We start from the raw sequence: 21,545 nt of genomic DNA on the forward strand, positions 1-21,545 counted from the left end.
GGGGCGTCGGTTTTGAGCCGACGCCCTTTTTGTGACGCTCCTGTCGTGGCATCTCGATTGCGCGCGATATGCCATGTATGTCCCAGCAAAAAGCGCCCGAGCATTTGAGTTGCTCGGGCGCTTTGCTATCTACTGATCTGTGGAGGGATCGGGGGTCGGGCTAGGGCTGGGATCGGGGGTCGGGCCAGGGTCGGGGCTGGGGCTGGGATCGGGGCTGGGGCTGGGGTCGGGAGTAGGGGTGGTACTGCCGCCATCGCCTTCGCCGCCGGTGTTACCGCCCTCGCTGCCGCTCCCGCCGGTGGTCTCCTCCTCTTCTTCCTCGTCTTCGTCCTTATCCTCGCCCTCTTCCTTCTTCTTGTTGTTTGTGCCGTAGAACTTCCAGACGTTATTGTTCTTGTACGTGGGAGCCGTTCCGGTCGGGAACTCCTCGCGCTCGGCGCCCGCAAGAACGGTGTTCATGAACTTCTTAAAGACGGGCAGGTTGGTGCTGTCGCCCAGCAGGTCCGAACCGTACTTTTGGATGGGAATCTCGCCTGCGGAATAACCGGTCCACAGGGCGCATGCCAGTTGCGGCGTGTAGCCGCAGAACCACAGGTTGGTGGTGTTGTCAGTGGTGCCCGTTTTGCCGGCATAGGGCTGGTTGACGTTCAGCGCGCCGGCGGCACCCGTGCCGCTGCCCTGCATGACGCCGGATAGAACGTCGGTAACCGCGGCAGCCTCGCCTTCGGTGAGCACCCGCGTGGGATTGTCGGTGTGCTGGTACAGAACCGAGCCGGTACGCGAGTCGATCTCGGTGATGGCGATCGGCTGGCGATAATAGCCGCCGTTGGCAAAAGCGGCGTAGGCCGATGCCATCTCGAGCGGTGAGATGGACCCGGTGCCGAGCGTCATGACGGGAACGTCCTCGATATTGTCCTTGGCGGGATCGATGCCGAGCTTTTTGACGAGCGACATGATCTTGTCATTGCCGATGGCTTCGGCCACCTGAATGTAGCCGGTGTTGGATGAGTATGCCGTTGCCTGCTTAAGCGTGATGTTGCCATAGCTCTGCTTGCCATAGTTTTGCACCTCGGTCGTGGTGCCCTTGGCCTTGAGTGGCGAGTTGCAGTTGAGACTGACGTTGGGGTTCATGCCGTTTTGGATGGCAGTTGCCAGCGTAAAGGCCTTAAACGTGGAGCCCACGGGGCGCTTTGCCGTAGCGTGGTTCACGTGATTCTCGTCGGCGTTGTAGTCGTAGCCGCCCACCATGCACTTGATGTAGCCGGTCTTGGGGTCAACGACAACCATGCCCATGTCCAGGCCATCGAGCGAAAGCGTGTCGAGCTGTGAGCGCACAGCCTCCTCGGCCACCTGCTGCATGGTGGGGTCGATGGTGGTCTTAACAGTCAGGCCACCCTTAAAGAGCACGTCGGTGGAGAACTCCTGCTCGAGCAGCTGTTTGACATAGGAGATAAAGTAGGGCTGTGAGTATACGTCGACGCCGCTGCCCGAGATCTCGGTCACGTTGAGGGTGATGGGCTCAGCCTGCGCGGCATCGTGCTCTTCCTGCGTGATGTGGCCCAGGCGCAGCATGTTGTCGAGCACCTTATTGCGGCGGGAAAGCGCCAGGTCGGGATTGACCGTGGGGTCGTACTGTGAAGGCGAGTTGGGCAGACCGATGAGCAGCGCGGCCTCGCTCAGGGTGAGGTCGGAAGCACTCTTGGAGAGGTAGGTCTCGGCGGCGGCCTCGATGCCATAGGCGCCGTGGCCATAGTAAATGGTGTTGAGGTACATCATGAGGATCTCGTCTTTGGAGTACATGTCCTCCATCTTGATGGCGATATAGGCCTCGCGCACCTTACGCTCGATGGTCGAGTCGAACTGCTCCTCCTGCAGGATGGTGTTGCGCACCAGCTGCTGGGTGATGGTCGAGGCTCCTTCGTGGCCGCCGGCAAGGGTTGCCACCGAGGCACGCGCGATGCCCAAGAGGTCGATGCCGCCGTGCTCGTAGAAACGCTCGTCCTCGACGTCGATCGTGCCCTGCAGGACGTACGGGGAGACCTGGTCCTTGGTGATGGACTTGCGGTTTTGGGTATAGAAGCTGGCGATCTTGTTGCCGTTGCAGTCAACAATCTCGGTGGGCTCGCTGACCAGATAGGCGTTGGCGTCGGTGTAGTCGGGCAGGTCGGACAGCCAGCGGTTGACGTTGCCGATCATGCCGATGCCAAATGCTACGCCCGCGATGAGCAAAAAGCCCAAAAGCGAAAGCAGGATGACGGGCAGGACGTGCGTCTTAGAGCGACCGTGTCCCTGTCGTTGGCGAGGACCCATATGTTGACCTCCAAGTATGTCGTGCCAGGCGGCGGGTGTGCGTCGGGCAGGATGGACATAAGTTATTACACGATAAACCAATCGAGCCGCGCGAAGCCTCGTGTATGCTGGTTGACGGCAATTAACAGAGCGATTGCATACCTTGGTAGGGAGTTTGCCGATGGCGATTTGGGCGACGGAGCCTAGCAGACAATGCGGGAATGGGACGCCAACATCGGGGCTGGCACTGCCCGAGCTGTTGGCTCCTGCTGGCGGGCTCAATCAGATGCTCGCCGCGATCGCGGCAGGTGCCGATGCCATTTATGCCGGGTTGAGCGGATTTAACGCCCGCGTGAGTGCGCACGGGTTTAGTGACGACGAATTTGCGCGCGGGTGTGCCGTGGCGCACGCCCATGGTGTGCGCGTGTACGTGACGCTCAACGTATTCGTGTTCGACGACGAGCTGTCCGATGCCGTGACACTGGGGGCACATGCGCATGCGCTGGGCGCCGATGCACTGATCGTGGCAGATGCGGGCCTAGCCCGCGCACTGCATGCGGCAATTCCGGGGGTCGAGATTCATCTGTCCACCCAAGCGGGCGTCCATAGCAAGGGGGCCGTGCGTTTGGCGGCTGACGAGCTGGGGGTCGAGCGCGTGACGACGGCGCGCGAGCTGACCGTGGCAGAGATTGCGATGCTCTGCGCTACCGGTGTGCCCATCGAGGTGTTCTGCCATGGCGCCATATGCATTGGATATTCGGGCGCGTGCGAGTTTTCGGCCCTGCGGCGCGGACGGTCGGCGATGCGTGGCGACTGCACGCAGCCGTGCCGCCTGGCATACGATTTGGTGGATGAGGCTGGGGAGAGCGTCGTTGCCGTCGAAGGCGATCGTCTGCTCTGCCCGCGTGACTATCTGGGCATTGCTCATTTACCCGAGCTTGTTGCTGCCGGGGTGGCGTCGCTCAAGATCGAGGGGCGTATGAAGAACCCCGACTACGTCTACAACGTGGTGCGGGCGTGGCGCCGGGCGCTCGATATGCTGCGTGATGGCGCGTGGGATCCCGATGCCGTGCAAGCGCTCGAACGTGAGCTGGGAAGGTCGTTTAACCGCGGGTTTACCGACGCGTATCTGCGAGGCCGCTCGGGCGCGGAGCTTATGAGTTTTGAACGCGCGATCAACCAGGGCGTGCGTGTGGGCCGTTTGGTTGCCGTGGGACACGAGGAAGTGACCGTCGAGCTCGATGCCGCCGTGGCGGCGGGCGATACGCTCGAGATCAGGTTTTACCCGGGCGCCGACGCTCGGTCCGATGTACCTAAACGCTGGCCGCAAGTTCCCTGCCCGGTGGATGCCGCGGCGGGGGAGCGCATCGTTGTCCATTGCAAGCGCAAGGTCGACGCGGGCTGCGAAGTGTATCTGATTCGCAGCGCTGGTGTGCTTGAGCAAACGGCGGCGGCACTGGAGCGCATGCGGGCCGAGGCCGATGCGGTCGTGCTTGCGAAACGCGCTGTCGAGACGCTGCCGTTTGCGGGCGTTCTGATGGATGGTGGCGCGCAGCCGGAAGAACCTGCAGAGTCTGTCGCCGCTCGCTTGGTCTTTGCCTGGCAGCTGATGGACCAGGACCCGAACGAAGAGCTCGACCTGTCCGGTGCGACTGTTGTGCTCGACGAGGTCTGCCGTGTGGGCGATATCGAGCGGACTCGGTCTCTCATGACGCGCGCCGGCCGCATCGTCTGTCGTAATCTGGGACAAGTGGCGATAGCTCGCGAACTGCGCGTCGTCTTTGACGTGGCAGCGCCGGTGTTCTGTGCGAACCGGGCAACGCTCGCCTGGTTGCGGGGGCTTGGGGCGCAGCGCGTGTTTTTGCCTGCCGAACTTGTCGCTCACGATGCGAAACGCGTTGCCGAGCTTGCCGCCTGTCCTGGCGTCCTGGGCCCCGTCGATACCGATCGTCCCGAGCTCATGGTGTGCGAGCACTGCCTGCTGACCGCCGAGGGCGTCTGTGCCACCGATGCGACGGGACAGGCCTGTTGCCGCGACTGCTTGCGTCGCCGGCAGACGCGCTATCTGGTCGATCGTGACGGTACGCGTCTGCCAGTTGCCATCGACGCATGCGGCAGGACGAGGATTTTCCTGTCGTAGGTGCTGCGTCGCGTCAGTTTGTTATCATATGAGAGTTTATGGACTTCCAGCACCGCCGTTTTCGGCGAGGGTGCTATAGCAAAAGGAGGATACCCAATGCTGTCTGTTGACGAGCAAATGCGTATCATCACCTCGGGCGCCGCGAAGATCGTCCCCGAGGCCGACCTTCGTAAGAAGCTTGAGAAGGGTGAGCCCCTCAACATCAAGCTCGGCGTTGATCCCACCAGCCCCGACCTGCACCTGGGCCACGCCGTGCCCCTGCGCAAGATGCGCCAGTTCCAGGACCTGGGCCACAACGTCACCCTGATCATCGGCAACGGTACCGCACTGATCGGCGACCCCTCGGGCAAGAACTCCACCCGCCCGCAGCTTTCTCAGGAGCAGATCGAGGCCAACGCCGAGACCTACGTGAGCCAGGCCATGAAGATCTTGGACCCCGAGAAGACCACCATCGTGCACAACGGCGACTGGATCTTGTCGATGGACCTGGCCGGTCTGCTGCAGGTATGCTCCAAGTTCACCGTCGCCCGCATTCTTGAGCGCGATGACTTTACCAAGCGCTATCAGTCCCAGACGCCGATCGCCCTGCACGAGTTCCTGTATCCCGTGATGCAGGCATACGATTCGGTCATGATCAAGGCTGACGTGGAGATGGGCGGCACCGACCAGCTTTTCAACCTGCTCGCCGGCCGTGAGCTCATGGAGAAGATGGGCATGGAGCCGCAGATCGCGCTCACCATGCCGCTGCTCGAGGGCACCGATGGCGTCCGTAAGATGTCCAAGTCCTATGGCAACTACATCGGTCTGACCGACGCGCCCAAGGATATGTTCGGCAAGACCATGTCCATCCCCGACGAGATGATCGGCAAGTACTACCGCCTGGCGAGCTCGCTCACCCCGGCCGAGGTCGACAAGATCGACGCTGCCCTGGCCGATGGCTCTGCCGATCCCTATGAGCTCAAGCGCGCTCTGGGCCGCGACCTGTGCGACACCTACCACGGCGCCGGTGCCGGCGACGAGGCTCAGGCCGAGTTCGACCGCGTGTTCAAGGAGGGCCAGCTCGCCGACTTCCCCGAGAAGCATGTTGAGCTGACCGTAAACGACGAGGGCCAGATTTACCTTGCCGGCCTGCTCAAGGACCTGGGTCTTTCGGCCAGCGCCGGCCAGGCTCGTCGCGACATTGACGGCGGCGGTGTCAAGATCAACGGCAAGGCCGTGGCTCCCAAGAGCTACAACATCGACCCCAGTGCCCTCAAGCTGGGCGACACCCTCTCCGTGGGCAAGCGCAAAGGCTTTAAGTTGATTTAGTTACGCGGTTTTACCAAACCGCGTAACCGGTCGACGCTGCGCGGGCTCCAGAGCGACAACTTGTCATTCAAAGAGGACGGCATGACCAGAAGGTCTATGCCGTCCTCTTTTCATGCCAATTTGTTCGCTCTGGAGTCCGCTCGCTGTCCGTCCTCCACCTACGGCGTTGTCCCGGTTGGCACTTAGGGACGTTTCTTTTTGGTACAAAGCAGCCTGTCCCCATTGCGACAAGTGGTGTATGCCGTTAAGCAGAGGGGCGTATTGCTGGCCCATCGTTTGGGAATACAATGGCTATTGGCTTGCTGCGGTGAAGGTCCGTCCGCTCCGCAGCTTTTTTTCTACGGTTAAAGGAGTATGTATGTCCGTTGAGGTCATGAGGTCTGTGATCGATGCCGCCGAGGGCCGCGTGCCCGTCGACATGCTGTTTACCAACGCACAGATCGTTGATGTGTACGGTCAGCGCGTGGCGCCCGGTAGCGTCGCCGTCAAGGACGGCGTGATCGTCGGTGTTCTCTACGATGGTCGAGATGAAGCTGCTGGCACGTACGAGGCAGCTGAGGTCATCGACTGCCAGGGTCGCTATCTCGCACCCGGTTTTATTGACGGACACTTGCATATCGAGTCTTCGAACATCCGCCCTGCCGAGTATGCGCGCATGGCGGCGACGCGTGGCACCACCACCGCTATTGCCGACAGCCACGAGATCGCTAACGTTTCCGGCCTAGACGGCCTGCGCTTTATGATTGAGGACGGTTGTCGCGCGCCCATCTCCATCAAGTACATGATGCCTTCGTGCGTGCCCGCACTGCCCGACGAGCAGGCCGGTGCCGTCATCACTGCTGCCGATATGCAGGCGTTTTTTGCCGAGCATCCGGGCGACGTCTTTGGTCTGGGCGAAATGATGAACCTGCCGGGTGTCTTTATGGCCGACCCCGAGACCTGCGCTCGCATCGATGCTGCCAACCAGACACCGTCCAAGCAGGTTGACGGTCATGCTCCGCTTGTTGCCGGCAAGGATCTCAACGCCTATGCCGCGGCGGGTATTATCGCCGACCACGAGTCGACGATTCCCGAGGAAGCGCTCGACAAGCTATCCCGCGGCATGTATGTCATGCTGCGCGAAGGCACCTGCAGCCATGATCTTGCCAACCTGTCGCCTATGCTGCTGGAAAACCCCGCCCGTGCTCGCCGCTGCTGCTTTGCGACCGACGACCGCGCTCCCTCCGATGCACTTTCGACCGGCATGATCGACAACGCCTGCCGCGTGGCTATCGAGGCCGGTATTGACCCCGTGGTTGCCATCTCCATGGCGTCCCTTTCCACGGCCGAGGCCTTTGGCCTGGACCACGGTTGCCGCGATCCGCATGAGCTCCGCGGCGCCATCGCTCCGGGTAAGCGTGCCGACCTGCTGGTGCTCAACGATCTGACGTTTGCCACGGCCCCGCATCGCGTATATGCCGCCGGTGCTCTGGTGGCGCAGGATGGCGCCTTTGTGGGCGAGATCGCACCCGAGATGGCTGAGGTTGCAGCCCTTGCCGACGAGCTGCGCGCCTCTGTTAAGCTGCCGAAGCTTTCGCTTGACGTTTTCGACTATGCCTTTAAGCCGGGCGAGGCTGTGATTGACGTGGTGCCGGGTAAGGCCATCACGGGTATGGCTCGCCCCGAGAGCGCCGAGGGCCTGCGCCGCATTATGCTGATTGAGCGCCATGGCCGCGGCGTGTCGCTGCAAGCCGAGGGCGTCGACGGCGACGGCCCCGATGGCCTGGGCCTGGTCGGCAAGCATATCGGTCGCGGCTGGGTGCGCGGTTTCACCATCACCGGTGGTGCCATTGCCTCCACGATCGGCCACGACTCGCACAACGTGTGCGTGGTGGGCGACAACGCCGCCGATATGATGGCTGCTGTTGAGGCCGTGGGCCAGGGCGGTCACGTGCTGGTGCGCAACGGCGAGGTCGTGGCGCACATTCCGCTGGCGCTCGGTGGCCTGATGAGCGAGGGCACGGCCGAGGATGTCGCAGCGCAGCACGACGACTTTATGGTCAAGGCGCGCGCCATGGGTATTGAGCCGCCGCTCGACCCCATCATGGGCATCATCTTCCTGCCCCTGCCGGTCATCCCGACGCTCCGCATCCGCCCCGAGGGCATGTTCGACGTCACGACCTTCACCTACGCCGACTAATCATCGGGACGTTCTTAAACGACTAGTCGCTGGGGACACTCTTTGGCGTGTCGCCTGACGCCGCGACCGTGGGCTCTCTGGCGCGCGTGAGCTATTTGCCAGGTCTATGTAACGTTTATGACTGCGGGGTCTTATTTGAGCTCCCTTTGGGTACGTTGGAATCGGATACACGTTCGATTCCAGCAAGCCCGAAGGGAGCTTTTCTATGTTTAAGCTGATTGCATCCGATATGGACGGCACACTGCTTGACGAAAATGGCCAGGTGCCTCCCGAGACCTACGAACTGATTTTGGCGCTACGCGAGCATGGCGTGCATTTTGCCGCATCGTCAGGCCGCCGCTACGATCGCCTGTGCGAGTTCTTTGCACCCGTTCGCGACAAGATGGACTTTGTTGCAGCTAACGGTGCCCAGGTCTACGCCGACGGCAAAATGGTAGACCGCGAGGTGTATTCGCACTTGGCGATTCGAAAGCTCGCCCAGGCCGTCGCGACGTTTCCCAATTTGCATCTTGCACTCTTTGACCGAACCAAGTCCTTCTTGCTCGATGACGAGAGTAAGTTCGTGCGCGAGGTGGATAAGGACCTTCCCAATGCCGAGCGCATTTGGGAGCTGCCCGATCCCAGCGTAAATATCATCAAGGCGAGTATCTTTTGCGATGATGGTGCCGTTATGGACAGCGCTTACGTACTGCAGCGCGAGCTCGGCCAGTTCTTTACCTTTGCGCCTTCGGGCAACGCGTGGATCGATGCCATGCAGCCCGGTGTGTCGAAGGCCTCGGGTATCGCACAGCTCATGGAGCACTATGGCGTCGAACGCGACGAGGTCATGGCGTTTGGCGACTCGATGAACGACTACGAGATCATTCGCTTTGTCGGCACGGGCTGCGCGATGGAAAACGCGCGCCCCGCGCTCAAGGCAGTCGCCGATCGCGTGGTGGGGTGCAACCGCGACCACGCCGTCCAGCAGGAGCTCCGTCGCGTGCTGGAGAGTCTCGCCTAATTCGGCAGATGGGGACAGTCCTTGCAGCGCCCCGCGAAGAGTGCCCCCAACGACTACTGTGACCAGGGTAGCTAAAAAAGCCCCGTCCCAAATTAGCTACCCCGCCGGGTTGCTGCTGCTAGGCGAGGGCGGCCATGATGGCGCGGGCGACGCCGTCGTGGTCGTTGTCGTATTCGGTGATGGCGCCGGCGGCTTCGCGGTCCTCGGGCTCGGCATTGATCATCGCCGTACCGTGGCCCGCTGCCTGCAGCATGGGGATGTCGTTGATGTTGTCGCCGAACGCCCAGGCGTCGGCGAGAGGCTCGCCCAGATGCCCACATAGCCAAGCCAATGCCGTTCCCTTGGTGGCGCCCCCGCCCATGACCTCGATATTCATGGCGTACGAACGCGTGACCTCAATGCCTTCGAGCGTGTCGAGCGCCGCCACGATAGCATCGCGGTCGGCTGAGTCGTGCCAGTACATGGCGATGCGTTCGAGCACCTCGACCTCGTCGATTTTGCTGTCGATATCCATGTCGATCGGCGTTCGCGTGCGCTTGAGCGAAGCCGCGATATGAGGATCTCCGCCGCAGAATTCGTCCAGGCGCGTGTAGAGCGAGCGGGGGAGGAAGCACTGCCCGTCCGCGAAGATATCGAAGGTCACATCGTGGCCGGCGGCAATGCTATGGACGCGGTGGGCGATGGCGCGGTCGAGCGGTCGGCTCAATATGCACGTGGCGCGTGAGGCATCGGTGGGCACATCCTCGTCGAGCTGCCAGACGCTAGCACCATTGGCGCAGACCGCGTAGTGCACGGCGGGATGGGCGAGGATGGCCTCAAAGACGCCCGACAGTGGACGCCCCGTGCACGGTACAAACTCAATGCCGCGACGTGCGAGCTCGTCGAGCATCGTCCAGGTGGCGTCGCTCATCTGCTTGTCACTCGTCAACAGTGTTCCATCCATATCGGAAAAAACAATCATTCGATACAGCCCTTTCTGCTGGCATAAAAAGCGTGGCCGAGGGCGGTGATGCCCTGGCCACGCTCGTGTTCTATAACGGTGCGCGTCCTAACGGTCGGCGAGTGGCTTGTACTCCAGTGGCTCGATTACCGGACGGTATGCCGGGCGAATAATACGATGCGCGCAGAAGAGCTCTTCCATGCGGTGCGCCGACCAGCCTGCCATGCGCGCGACGGCGAACAGCGGCGTAAAGAGCGTCTCGGGCACGCCGAGCATCTTGTAAATAAAGCCTGTATACAGGTCGATGTTGGCACAGATGGGTTTGGTCATGCCGTGGTCCCGCATCACCTGCGGCGCTAGGCGCTCAATACGCTCGATGAGCGCGAACTCCTCGCCCAGGTCCTTCTTGGCGGCCAGCGTGCGCGCGTAGTGGCGGCAGACCTCGGCGCGCGGGTCGCTGAGCGTGTAGACGGCATGTCCCATACCGTAGATGAGCCCCGTGCCGTCGAAGGCCTGCTTGTCCAAGATCTTGCCCAGATAGGAAGCGACCTCGTCGTCGTCTTCCCAGTTGGAAACGTGCGCGCGAATGTCCTCGTGCATGGATACGACCTTGGCGTTGGCGCCGCCGTGGCGTGGGCCCTTGAGCGAGCCGATGGCCGCGGCGTAGGCCGAATACGGGTCGGTGGCCGACGACGACAGTACGCGGCAGGCGAACGTGGAATTGTTGCCGCCGCCGTGCTCGGCATGGAGCATAAGCATCACGTCGAGCAGCATCGCCTCGTCGCGGGTAAACGCCATGCCGCCGCGCAGCACCTGCAAAATGGTCTCGGCCGTGGACAGGCCGGGCGTGGGGTGCGGCACATGCACCTCGGAGCCGCGACGCTTGGCGACCGAAGCCATGTGCGCGAAGGCGGCAATACGGGGCAGACGGGCGAGCATGGAGATGGCAACATCGATCTCGTGCTCGGGGGTGATCACGTCGGGCTCGGCGTCGAAGGCATAGAGCAGCAGCACGGCGCGCTGAAGCACGTTCATGATGCTCGACGACACCGTGGTCATCGGGAATTCCTTAACGTACTCGTCGCTCAGGTGCCTAAACGCGCCCAGACGCCCGCAAAAGCCGTCGAGCTCATCCTTGTTGGGCAGCGAGCCCGTAATGAGCAGGTAGGCGACCTCTTCGTAGCCATAGCGGTCCTCGGCCTGGGCATTGTTGACGAGGTCCTCGATGTTGTAACCACGCAGCGTGAGTCGACCCTTGTCGGGCACGACCTGGCCGTCGACCTTGTTGTAGCCGTGCACGTCCGAGATACGGGTGAGGCCCGCGACCACGCCCGATCCGTCGGCATTGCGAAGACCGCGCTTAACATTGTGCTCGACAAACAGGCCCTCGTCATAAGGCTCGGTGGGCATGCCGTAGTATAGATTTTCGCTTTCGGGCGAAATCTGGCGGCTTGCTTCGTAGTCCAAGACCAGGCGGCTCAGGTGGTCGTCGAAGCGGTAATAGATTTTCTTGGCGTCGTAGGCCATGTGCGCTCCTCTCCGGGCCATGTGGCGACGTTGCGCCTGGGCGCACGTTGGGCCGTCGTCACGCAGCCTGTTTGCTACAGGCGGTACATAAAGTTAAAGACGTCCTCGCGCTGGATGGACACGTTGACGCCCGAAAGCTCGCCGGCCTCGGCCAGGGCCTTCTGCAGCTCGGCGAAGTCGAGCTTGGACTCGGCGGTGTCGGCCAGCATGGTCATGGTGAAGATGTCCTCGATAATGGACTGCGTAATGTCGCGGATGTCGACATTGGCTTCGCCCAGGACGCGGGTGACGCCGGCGACAATGCCGGGGCGGTTCTTGCCAAGGACGGTGATGACGATACGGGAGGACGAGATCTCGGCCATGGGAAACCCTTTCGCGTGTTAGCGGCGCGCGGCGGCGCTCCGCTGCGGTACAGTGTTCATCATTGTACCTGTCCCGTGCAAAAAGGGGCACCTTTGCTGCGGCGTTACACGTCTGCAACATGGAGCGCTTGTCTCGTAGGGTGTTTTTTTGGCACCCTGGACAGATCGGGCGGCTCTGTTGGCGCCGCGATCGGGTAGATTCGCCTGTGCGCTCCGGCGTAAAGACCGTGAACCTTTTGTGGGACGCTCTACACCGTGGTAACATAGCCGAGTTTGTTGTCTTGGTCGGAAACCAAGACGCCTTATGCGCTGATCGGTAACCAGCGCCTGACCAATAAGGAGTCCTACCATGAAGCAGGGTATCCATCCCCAGTATGTCGAGTGCACGGTGACGTGCTCCTGCGGCAACACCTTCAAGACGCACGCTACCGTGTCCGAGATGAGGGTCGAGCTTTGCAACGAGTGCCACCCGTTCTACACCGGCCAGCAGAAGTTCGTCGACACCGGTGGACGCGTCCAGCGCTTCGCCGACAAGTTCGGTGGCGCCGCTGCCGCCCAGCTCAAGAAGGCCGAGGAGGCCAAGGCCGCCAAGGCCGCCAAGGCTGCTGAGGCCGAGGCCGCTCGCAAGGCCGCCGCTGAGGCTAAGGCTGCCGAGAAGGCCAAGCGTGCCGCTAAGTTTGCCGAGGAGGCTGCCAAGCAGGCCGCCGAGGCTCCCGCAGAGGCTCCCGTCGAGGAGGCCGCTGCCGAGGCCGAGACCACCGAGGCTGCTGAGTAAATAGCTCGCCGAGGAATCGCTCGCATTCATGGCAAAAGGGCCGTGCATCCAATTGGGTGCACGGCCCTTTTCTTATCGACGCAAAGTAGCACGTCCTCTTTGCACCGAACGGTGGGGATTTTTCGTTTGCCCAGATAAAACCTGCCAAAATAAACCTGTCCCTTTTTGGCAGGTAACCGATAGGAGGCTACGTGGACACATCGACGTCCTTGGGCAATCGCGAGCTCGCGGTGGCAAAGAAGCGTGCGCTCGATGCTGCCTATTTTAGGAAGGGTATCGCTGTCGCGGCGCTTTCGAGCTGCATGTATGCGCTGTACACGGCCTTTGTTACCGCCGGTCAGCTCTTTGGCGTTTGGGCCGGTTGGTTCGATGCATTTGCTCCCTCCGGCCTTTTGGCGGTATTCATCTTGCCCACAATCGCCTCGGGCGTCAATGACGTGTTGAGTGCCGTCTGGGCCACGTTTTTCACTGCCGGTCAGGGCAAACTCGCCGACCTAGGCCGCTGCATCGCCTCAAAGCCCGGCGTCATCGTTATCGCCGCCGCCTTCATTGGCGGGCCCATCGCTTCTGCCGCCTACGTTATCGCGCTTTCGCAGGCAGGCACGCTTGCCGTGCCCATCGCCGCGCTCAACCCCGCGATCGGTGCGGTGCTCGCCCGCGTGCTCTACCGACAGCCGCTTAGCCCCCGTGTCGTTACCGGCATCGTTGTCTGCGTGGTCGCCGGCGCCATGATCGGTAGCGCCGGCCTGAGCGGGCAGGCATCTTTCGGCATGGCGCTTGGCCTGGGCCTGGCGCTGTTAGCCGCCCTGTGCTGGGGCGTCGAGGGATGCGTGGGCGGCCGCGCCACCTGCATGATCGATCCTCAGATCGCCATCAACATCCGTCAGCTTGTCTCGGGCGTCGGCAACCTGTGCTTGGTACTGCCGGCCCTAACCTTGGCATGCGGAGAGCCCCTTGGTCAGAGTTACGTCCTTGTCGCCCAAGCGCTCACCGACAAATCCTCCGTCGTGTTTTTCGCCTGCTCCGGTTTTGCCGCCTACTTTTCGTTTATGAGCTGGTATCGCGCCAACTCCATGTGCGGCACGGCGCTGGGCATGGCCATCAACGGCACCTATACCTTTACAGCGCCGCTGTTTACGTGGATTATCGTCGGCCTGGTCTTGGGCTTTGACGGCTACGCGCTTCCGTCCGTTGCATGGGTGGCGGCCGTCGTCAACCTCGTCGGCATTTGCCTGATCGCCGTGAATCCCCTCGACATGGTTAAAAAGGACGGTGATCGGGATGCTTCCGCTTAACTATGCCATGCTCGATTATTTTGTTTGCCATGACGAGGCTTGCGTCGACGATGTGATGGCCGATCTCGCGGCCGAGTATGCATCGTTTGCCGCCTTTGCAAGGCCGCGCATGCAGGAGGCGCTCATGACCGCGCACAAGAATGGCCTGATTGACGAGGCGCGCTTTGATTTGAATGCCGAAGGCGAGCTTCGCGTCTACTATCGGGCGAGCGCCGAGCAGCGCAAAGTTATCGGCGCCTATCTGGGCCGTAGCCACTAAAAATAAAACGTCCCTTTTTGGCAGGTCGGTCGTAGTTATTACGTGGGGGATGAGGTCGAGCGTATAGCGTGCGTCCCGTTTGGCTAAAGTACAACTATCTGTGTTTAACTCGCCCAGTGCAGTGCGCTACGGGCGATGGCCAAAAAAGGAAAACCACATGGGATTCATGTCAAAGCTGCTGTCCTTTGGATCCGATAAGGACCTTAAGCGCTACTACAAGATCGTTGACCAGATCAACGGGCTTGAGCCTCAGTTTGAGAAGATGACCGAGGAGGAGCTTCGCGGCCAGACCGATAAGTTCCGCGAGCGTTATGCTAACGGCGAGTCGCTTGACGACATGCTCCCCGAGGCCTTTGCCACCGTGCGCGAGGCTTCAAAGCGCATCACGGGCATGCGTCACTTTGACGTACAGCTCATCGGCGCCATGGCGCTGCACGAGGGTCATATCGCCGAGATGAAGACCGGCGAAGGCAAGACGCTCGTCTCCACCCTGGCCGGCTATCTTAACGCCATCGCCGGCAAGGGCGTGCATGTCGTTACCGTCAACGACTACCTGGCAAAGCGCGACTCCGAGTGGATGGGCCGCATCTACAAGTATTTGGGCATGACCGTCGGCCTGCTGCAGAACAACATGCCGCTCGAGCTTAAGCGCCCGGCCTACCAGGCCGATGTCACCTACGGCACCAACTCCGAGTTTGGCTTTGACTACCTGCGCGACAACATGGTCACCCGCCCCGAGCAGCGCGTCCAGCGCGGCCACAGCTACGCTATCGTCGACGAGGTCGACTCCATCCTGATCGACGAGGCCAGGACCCCGCTGATCATCTCGGGCGCCGGCACCAAGTCGGCCAGCACCTACAAGGACTTCGCGCGCGCCGTGCGCGGGCTGGAGCGCGGCGAGGACGTGTCGCACGATATGCTCACCGCCACCGAGGACGTGGAGCCCACGGGCGACTACGTCATGGACGAGGCCAAGCACACCATTGCCGCCACCGAGCGCGGCCTCAAGAAGATCGAGCGCCGCCTGGGTATCGAGGACATCTACGCCGACCTTTCGGGCCAGCTGGTCAACCACCTGCAGCAGGCGTTGAAGGCCCAATACATGTTCCACCGCGACAAGCAGTACGTCGTTACCAACGGCGAGGTCAAGATTGTCGATGAGTTCACCGGCCGCATCATGGAGGGCCGTCGCTACTCCGAGGGCCTGCATCAGGCCATCGAGGCCAAAGAGGGCGTGCTCGTGCGCGAGGAGAACCAGACCCTTGCCACCATCACCCTGCAGAACTACTTCCGTCTGTATGACAAGCTCTCCGGCATGACCGGTACGGCGCTTACCGAGGACGCCGAGTTCCGCGAGATCTACAAGCTGCCCGTCGAGGTCATTCCCTCCAACAAGCCCGTGCAGCGTGTCGATCACGAGGACCTGGTGTACCGCACCATCCAGGCCAAGTACAACGCCGTTGCCAATGATGTCGAGCAGCGTCACGCCAAGGGCCAGCCGGTCCTGGTGGGCACCGTCTCCATCGAAAGCTCCGAGAAGCTGTCGGCCGCCCTTACCAAGCGCGGCATCGCGCACGAGGTCCTCAACGCTAAGCACCACGAGCGCGAGGCTCATATCGTTGCCCAGGCCGGACGCTACGGCGCCGTGACCATCGCTACTAACATGGCCGGTCGTGGTACCGACATCCTGCTGGGCGGCAACCCCGACGAGCTGGTGCGCGAGCGCCTTGAGTACGAGGGCCTGACCATGGAGGACGTGACGCCCGAGCAGCTCGAGCAGTTTAACGCCGAGGCCAAAGAGACCTGCAAGGCCGAGCGCGAGCGCGTGCTTGCCGCCGGCGGTCTGACCGTCATCGGCACCGAGCGCCATGAGTCCCGTCGTATCGACAACCAGCTGCGCGGCCGCTCCGGTCGTCAGGGCGATCCGGGCGAGACCCAGTTCTACCTGTCGCTCGAGGACGATCTGATGCGCCTGTTCGGTGGCGACAAGATGGACCGCGTCTCCAAGATGATGGTCACGGCAGAAATGGGCGACGACATGCCCATCCAGCACAAGATCATCTCCAAGGCCGTCGAGAGCGCCCAGCACAAGGTCGAGAGCATCAACTTCTCCATGCGCAAGAGCGTTCTTGAGTACGACGACGTGATGAACAAGCAGCGCCAGGTTATCTACGCCGAGCGCAACAAGATTCTGGACGGTAAGGACCTGACCGACCACATCACCGAGGTCATGCACGACACCGTGTACCGCTGCGTGCAGGAGTTTTGCACTAAGGACAGCCACGACGGCGAGCGCGACCTCGATGGCCTGCGCAAGTGGGTCGTGGAGCTGACCGGCCATATCGATACGCCCAAGTTCCCCGACGAGGATTACGAGGCCCTGGCCGCCGATGTCCTGACCTACGTTGAGAAGTGCTACAACATGAAGGCCGAGCGGCTGGGCGAGGACCTCATGCGCGAGCTCAATACTCAGGTTATGTTGCGCGTTATCGATACCCGCTGGATGAACTACCTGCAGGAGATGGACTATCTCAAGACCGGTATCGGACTGCGCGGCTTTGGTCAGCGCGACCCGCTGGTCGAGTACAAGACTGAGGCCTATGGTGCCTTCCAGATGCTCGTTGACACCATGTACGAGGATTACCTGCGCACCGTCCTGCGCATCGAGATCAAGGCCGCCCCGCAGGCTGTGGAGCGCAAGGAGGACCCCGCGCTCGAGGGTGCGCGCTTCTCCGGCCCCGCCGACGTCGATGGCGACAACGGCAACTCGGTCCTGCGCAAGGAGGCACGGGCGCAGGCTCGCACGGCCGTCCAGGGCGGACCGGCAGCTGTCAACAACGGCGCTAAGGTGACCACCTACCGCAAGTCCGAGAGCGACGACCCGTATGTCAACGTGGGCCGCAACGAACCGTGCCCTTGCGGCAGCGGTAAGAAGTTCAAGTACTGCCACGGCAGGAATCGTTAATGGCGGATGCTTTAGAGGTAACGCCCGCCGAGCTGGACAAGTTTGCGGACCGGCTCGGCGAGGTTGAGTCGTATCTTCATTTGGACGAGAAGCGCACCCACGTGACCGAGCTTGAGGCCAAGAGCGTCGCTCCCGGCTTTTGGGACGACGCCGATGCCGCTCGCGCCACGATGGAAGAGATTGCGCGCGCCAAGGAGGATATCGCCGCCGTGGATACCGCGCGCGGCGAGCTCTCCGATGCCCGCGCGGCGCTGGAACTTGCCGAGGAAATGGGCGATGACCCCGATGCCGCTGCACTGCGTGAGGAGGCTGCCGCCACGGCTGATCGTCTGGCGCGCGCCATCGATGAGCTCGAACTTTCGAGCTGGTTTACCGGCGAGTTCGATCACGGTGACGCGATTGTGACCATCAAGCCCGGACAGGGCGGCTTGGAGGCGCAGGACTGGACCTTCATGCTCTTTAAGATGTACATGAAGTACTGCCAACGCCGCGGCTGGAAGGTCACCATCAACGATTGCCCCGCTGCCGAGGTCATTGGCATTGATCGCGCGACCTTTACCGTTGAGGGCAAGGATGCCTTCGGTATGCTTCGTGCCGAGGCCGGCGTTCACCGTTTGGTGCGCATTAGCCCCACCGATGACAAGAAGCGTCGACAGACTACGTTTGCCGGCGTCGAGGTCATTCCGGTGCTGCCCGACGATATCGATATCGAGATCAACCCCGACGATATCCGCGTCGACGTGTACCACGCAAGCGGCCCGGGCGGCCAGGGCGTCAACACCACCGACTCCGCCGTGCGCGTGACGCATTTTCCCAGCGGCATTGTAGTGACCTGCCAAAATGAGCGCAGCCAGATTCAGAACAAGGCCGCGTGTATGCAGATTCTCAAGGCCCGCCTGTACGAGATTGAGCTCGAGAAGCGCGCCGAGGCGCTCGACGAGATCCGCGGTCCCAAGACCACGATTGGCTTTGGCAACCAGATCCGCAGCTACGTGCTCTATCCGTATCAGATGGTCAAGGACCTGCGCTCGGGCGTGGAGACCAGCAACGTCGACGCCGTTCTCGACGATGGCGACTTGGATCCGTTTGTGATCGGCTACCATCGCTGGGCTACCGGCAATGCTGATGCGGAGTCTCCGTCCGCTTAAGCCCCGGGTGAGTCACGGACCGACACTAAACTCTGGACAGGCGGTTTTATATCCAGAGCAAACCCGCCGCGGGGTGGTTTTTCCTCGGCGAATCGGTAGAATCGAATACGGTAAGAAGTTCAATGCGCACCCAAGGGGGTGCGCTTTTTTGAGGGAGGTAGCATGGCATATCGTCTGGATATCAAGCGCATTCTTTCAATGAACTTCTTCCGCGATCTACCCCAGATCATGCTTGGATGCGCTTTGGCGGCCATCGCGACCGACCTGTTTTTGATTCCCAACGGTCTTGCCGCCGGTGGCGTTACGGGCCTTGCGACTATTATCCAGGCGGTCGGTGCCGCGCGGGGCGTGTCGCTGCCCGTCGGTATCCAAACCATCGTGATGAATGCCTTGCTGTTGCTGGTCGTAATGCGCGAGGGCGGCATGTTCTATGTGGTACAGACGGCGACAGGCTTTGTGCTACTGGGCTTCTTTACCGACCTGTTTGCCCCGTTTGTAGCGCCTCTGGCAGATGCAGACCTGATGCTTCCCGCTATGTGGGGCGGCATTATCACGGGCATTGGTTACGGCATGGTGTTACGCGCCGGCGCCAACACCGGCGGCTCCGACACCATCGGCCAGATTATCTCGCGTAATACCTCGCTGCCGGTGGGTTCGACCGTCATGGCGATCGATGTCGCCGTATGCGCGGCATCGGCCCCCGTCTTCTCTCTGGAGAACGCGCTGTATGCAGGGCTTTCGATGGTAATTAGCGGCTATGTGATCGACGCTGTGGTCGACGGCGGCAACAAGCGCCGTATGGTGCTCATCATCTCGGAGAATTTCCCCGATATCGCGGCCGATATCATGTATGGCCTGGGTCGCGGCTGCACTAAATTTAAGGCGACCGGCATGTATTCGGGCGCGGAGAAGCCGGTGATTATGGTGATCGTTAGCCGCCGCGAGCTCAATACACTCAAGACCATCGTGCGCGAGCGCGATCCTCAAGCTATCGTGACGGTCGCCGACGTTACGGAAGCCTTCGGCGAGGGGTTCAAGGACATTAACGCGTAGGGCAGACTGCGCTCCATCCAAAAGACGTTCACATTGATAAACCGATTCATCAGCGGTTCTGCCTGCTAAATTATTCAAATAATGATAAAAACTCTGGTAAAGCCTTCAGTTTCCAGCATAATGAATGGCGCACGTGCATTGTGGCAGGGTTGGGATTACCTTCTGCGCCGTGCGCATCTTGTCTAAAGAGGATGAAAGGAAGGCACAATGAGCGACGAAGAGCTCAAAAAGGTTGCCAACGAGGTAAGGAAGGGCATCGTCACCGGCGTGCACGCTGCCAAGTCCGGCCATCCGGGCGGTTCGCTCGGCTCTGCCGACATCATGACTTATCTGTACTTTGAGGAAATGAATGTCGACCCGGCCGATCCTCGCAAGGCCGACCGCGACCGCTTTGTGCTCTCCAAGGGCCATTGCGCTCCGGGTCTGTACGCCGTGCTCGCCGAGCGCGGATTCTTCCCCAAGGAGGACCTCGAGACGCTGCGCCATATCGGCAGCCACCTGCAGGGCCACCCCAACATGAACGATACCCCGGGCGTCGACATGTCCACCGGCTCGCTGGGCCAGGGCATCTCCGCCGCCGTGGGCATGGCCGTCGCCGCCAAGCACTGGGGCGATACTTACCGCACGTACGCCCTGCTGGGCGACGGCGAGAGCGAGGAGGGCCAGGTCTGGGAGGCCGCCATGTTTGCCGGCAATCAGCAGCTCGACAACCTCTGCGTGATCGTTGACCACAACGGTCTGCAGATTGACGGTCCCGTCGAGGAGGTCAACGATCCCATGCCGCTCGCCGACAAGTTCCGCGCCTTTAAGTTCCACGTGGTGGAGCTCGCCGACGGCAACGACTTCGGTCAGATTCGCGCCGCCTTTGCCGAGGCTCGCGCCACCAAGGGTCAGCCTACCGCCATTATCGCCGAGACCATGAAGGGCAAGGGCGTTTCCTTTATGGAAAACCAGGTTGGTTGGCACGGCAAGGCCCCCAACGATGAACAGTTTGAGCAGGCCATGGCAGAGCTCACGGCCGCCGGAGAGGAGCTCTAGGATGGCAGACGTCAAGAAAATCGCCACGCGCGTAAGCTACGGCGAGGCCCTCGTTGAGCTCGCTGCCGAGCACGACGACTTTGTGGTCCTCGACGCCGACCTGGCTGCCGCCACGCAGACCGGTAAGTTTAAGGCCGCCTGCCCCGACCGCTTCTTTGATGTGGGCATTGCCGAGAGCAACCTGATGGGTGTCGCCGCCGGTATCGCGACCACCGGTCGTACTGCCTTTGCGAGCACCTTTGCCATGTTTGCCGCCGGCCGCGCTTTTGAGCAGGTCCGTAACTCCATCGGCTATCCGCACCTCAACGTCAAGATCGGCGCCACGCACGCCGGTATTTCGGTGGGCGAGGACGGTGCCACGCACCAGTGCTGCGAGGATATCGCCCTTATGCGTGTTATCCCTGGCATGACCGTGATTGTCCCGGCCGACGACGTAGAGGCCCGCGCCGTGGTCCGCGCCGCCTACGAGTGCGACGGCCCCGTGTACATGCGCTTTGCCCGCCTGGCCTCGCCGGTCATCAACGACCCCGAGACCTACAAGTTCGAGCTGGGCCGCGGCATCGTCATGCGTGAGGGCGCCGATGTGACCATCATCGCCTGCGGCCTGATGGTTGGCGAGGCTCTCGAGGCTGCCGAGCAGCTCGCTGCCGAGGGCATCGACGCCGAGGTCATCAACATGCACACCATTAAGCCCATCGACGCCGATCTAATCGTCAAGAGCGCCGCCAAGACCGGCCACGTCGTGACCGTCGAGGAGCACTCCGTGATCGGTGGCCTGGGCAGCGCCGTTGCCGACGTGCTCTGCGAGCAGTGCCCGACGCCGCTCAAGAAGATTGGCGTCAACGACACCTTTGGCGAGTCCGGTCCGGGCGCCGAACTCCTGCACAAGTACGGCCTGGATGCCGCCAACATCGTGGCAACCACCAAGGAGTTCTTGGCCTAGGGCAAGACGAGGCAAAGTATCGCTTTAGCAACCGTAAGCAAGCCAGAACAGGGGCGCCCCCAAAGAGGGCGCCCCTGTTTTTTCGGCAACAAACAAATCAGGCCCACACCAAGCAAGGGCTTCCTCCGGGAAGCGGGCCCATATCAGCAAAGTGCAACTCAGCCCTTCCAACTTTGTATATGCAGCACCCCAAGAAAAACGCGGCGACTCCTTAGTAGCCGCAGGCCGCGCACAGGGCTACCTCCCAAATCATTCCGCAGGACGGAGGAGTCCCCGCAGCGCGAAGCGCGCAGCGGGGACTCCGACATGTCCGAGGACGATTTG

General features: G+C 61.6%; 16 protein-coding genes. 12 read left to right on the forward strand and 4 right to left on the reverse strand.

Annotated elements, in window-relative coordinates; all coding sequences use genetic code 11:
* Positions 1-129: 129 nt before the first annotated feature.
* Positions 130-2,310 carry a transglycosylase domain-containing protein gene (locus ACTQX9_RS03385; RefSeq protein ID WP_441540486.1) on the reverse strand — a complete coding sequence of 727 codons (2,181 nt, stop codon included), beginning with the start codon at positions 2,308-2,310 and terminating at the stop codon, positions 130-132.
* A 160-nt stretch (positions 2,311-2,470) separates the two neighbouring features.
* On the opposite strand from ACTQX9_RS03385, the gene ACTQX9_RS03390 reads away from it, so the two are divergent.
* The 4 genes from ACTQX9_RS03390 (at position 2,471) to ACTQX9_RS03405 (ending at position 8,916) form a co-directional block, all read left to right on the forward strand.
* Positions 2,471-4,429 carry a U32 family peptidase gene (locus ACTQX9_RS03390; RefSeq protein WP_441540487.1) on the forward strand — a complete coding sequence of 653 codons (1,959 nt, stop codon included), beginning with the start codon at positions 2,471-2,473 and terminating at the stop codon, positions 4,427-4,429.
* A gap of 96 nt (positions 4,430-4,525) precedes the next feature.
* On the forward strand, positions 4,526-5,737 hold the full coding sequence (gene tyrS, locus ACTQX9_RS03395) for a tyrosine--tRNA ligase (protein WP_117769435.1): 1,212 nt from the start codon (positions 4,526-4,528) through the stop codon (positions 5,735-5,737).
* A 358-nt stretch (positions 5,738-6,095) separates the two neighbouring features.
* A complete protein-coding gene (locus tag ACTQX9_RS03400) occupies positions 6,096-7,916 on the forward strand; it encodes an adenine deaminase (RefSeq protein ID WP_441540488.1) in 1,821 nt (606 codons plus the stop codon).
* 205 nt (positions 7,917-8,121) lie between these two features.
* Positions 8,122-8,916 carry a Cof-type HAD-IIB family hydrolase gene (locus tag ACTQX9_RS03405; RefSeq protein WP_441540489.1) on the forward strand — a complete coding sequence of 265 codons (795 nt, stop codon included), beginning with the start codon at positions 8,122-8,124 and terminating at the stop codon, positions 8,914-8,916.
* 118 nt (positions 8,917-9,034) lie between these two features.
* Here ACTQX9_RS03405 and ACTQX9_RS03410 read toward each other — a convergent pair whose 3' ends face one another.
* From ACTQX9_RS03410 to ACTQX9_RS03420, 3 genes are all read right to left on the reverse strand, one after another.
* Positions 9,035-9,877 carry a Cof-type HAD-IIB family hydrolase gene (locus ACTQX9_RS03410; protein WP_441042310.1) on the reverse strand — a complete coding sequence of 281 codons (843 nt, stop codon included), beginning with the start codon at positions 9,875-9,877 and terminating at the stop codon, positions 9,035-9,037.
* A gap of 87 nt (positions 9,878-9,964) precedes the next feature.
* A complete protein-coding gene (locus tag ACTQX9_RS03415; protein ID WP_441540490.1) occupies positions 9,965-11,383 on the reverse strand; it encodes a citrate synthase in 1,419 nt (472 codons plus the stop codon).
* A gap of 74 nt (positions 11,384-11,457) precedes the next feature.
* Positions 11,458-11,745, reverse strand: a complete 288-nt coding sequence (locus ACTQX9_RS03420; protein ID WP_006235289.1) for an ACT domain-containing protein — start codon at positions 11,743-11,745, stop codon at positions 11,458-11,460.
* Between the two features lie 349 nt (positions 11,746-12,094).
* Here ACTQX9_RS03420 and rpmE point away from each other — a divergent pair, with 349 nt between their 5' ends.
* The 8 genes from rpmE (at position 12,095) to ACTQX9_RS03460 (ending at position 21,221) form a co-directional block, all read left to right on the forward strand.
* Positions 12,095-12,520, forward strand: a complete 426-nt coding sequence (gene rpmE / locus ACTQX9_RS03425; RefSeq protein WP_154516018.1) for a 50S ribosomal protein L31 — start codon at positions 12,095-12,097, stop codon at positions 12,518-12,520.
* A 191-nt stretch (positions 12,521-12,711) separates the two neighbouring features.
* A complete protein-coding gene (locus tag ACTQX9_RS03430) occupies positions 12,712-13,815 on the forward strand; it encodes a hypothetical protein (RefSeq protein WP_441044638.1) in 1,104 nt (367 codons plus the stop codon).
* A complete protein-coding gene (locus tag ACTQX9_RS03435) occupies positions 13,802-14,074 on the forward strand; it encodes a hypothetical protein (RefSeq protein WP_427794657.1) in 273 nt (90 codons plus the stop codon). Before ACTQX9_RS03430 ends, ACTQX9_RS03435 begins: the two co-directional genes overlap by 14 nt.
* Before the next feature lie 157 nt (positions 14,075-14,231).
* Positions 14,232-17,039, forward strand: a complete 2,808-nt coding sequence (secA, locus tag ACTQX9_RS03440; RefSeq protein ID WP_441540491.1) for a preprotein translocase subunit SecA — start codon at positions 14,232-14,234, stop codon at positions 17,037-17,039.
* The gene (gene prfB, locus ACTQX9_RS03445; RefSeq protein WP_441540492.1) at positions 17,039-18,187 is read left to right on the forward strand and encodes a peptide chain release factor 2; all 1,149 of its coding nucleotides are present in this window, start codon (positions 17,039-17,041) and stop codon (positions 18,185-18,187) included. The genes secA and prfB overlap by 1 nt, the downstream gene beginning before the upstream one ends.
* Positions 18,188-18,349: 162 nt before the next feature.
* On the forward strand, positions 18,350-19,240 hold the full coding sequence (locus tag ACTQX9_RS03450; protein ID WP_441048319.1) for a YitT family protein: 891 nt from the start codon (positions 18,350-18,352) through the stop codon (positions 19,238-19,240).
* Between the two features lie 207 nt (positions 19,241-19,447).
* Complete coding sequence (locus ACTQX9_RS03455; protein WP_154516003.1) at positions 19,448-20,278, forward strand: transketolase; 831 nt, start codon at positions 19,448-19,450, stop codon at positions 20,276-20,278.
* 1 nt (position 20,279) lies between these two features.
* Entirely contained in the window at positions 20,280-21,221 is a 942-nt protein-coding gene (locus tag ACTQX9_RS03460) for a transketolase family protein (RefSeq protein WP_427793358.1), read from the forward strand.
* Positions 21,222-21,545: the final 324 nt, after the last annotated feature.

Source organism: Collinsella sp. LCP19S3_F2, from assembly GCF_052121015.1.
Lineage (GTDB): Bacteria > Actinomycetota > Coriobacteriia > Coriobacteriales > Coriobacteriaceae > Collinsella.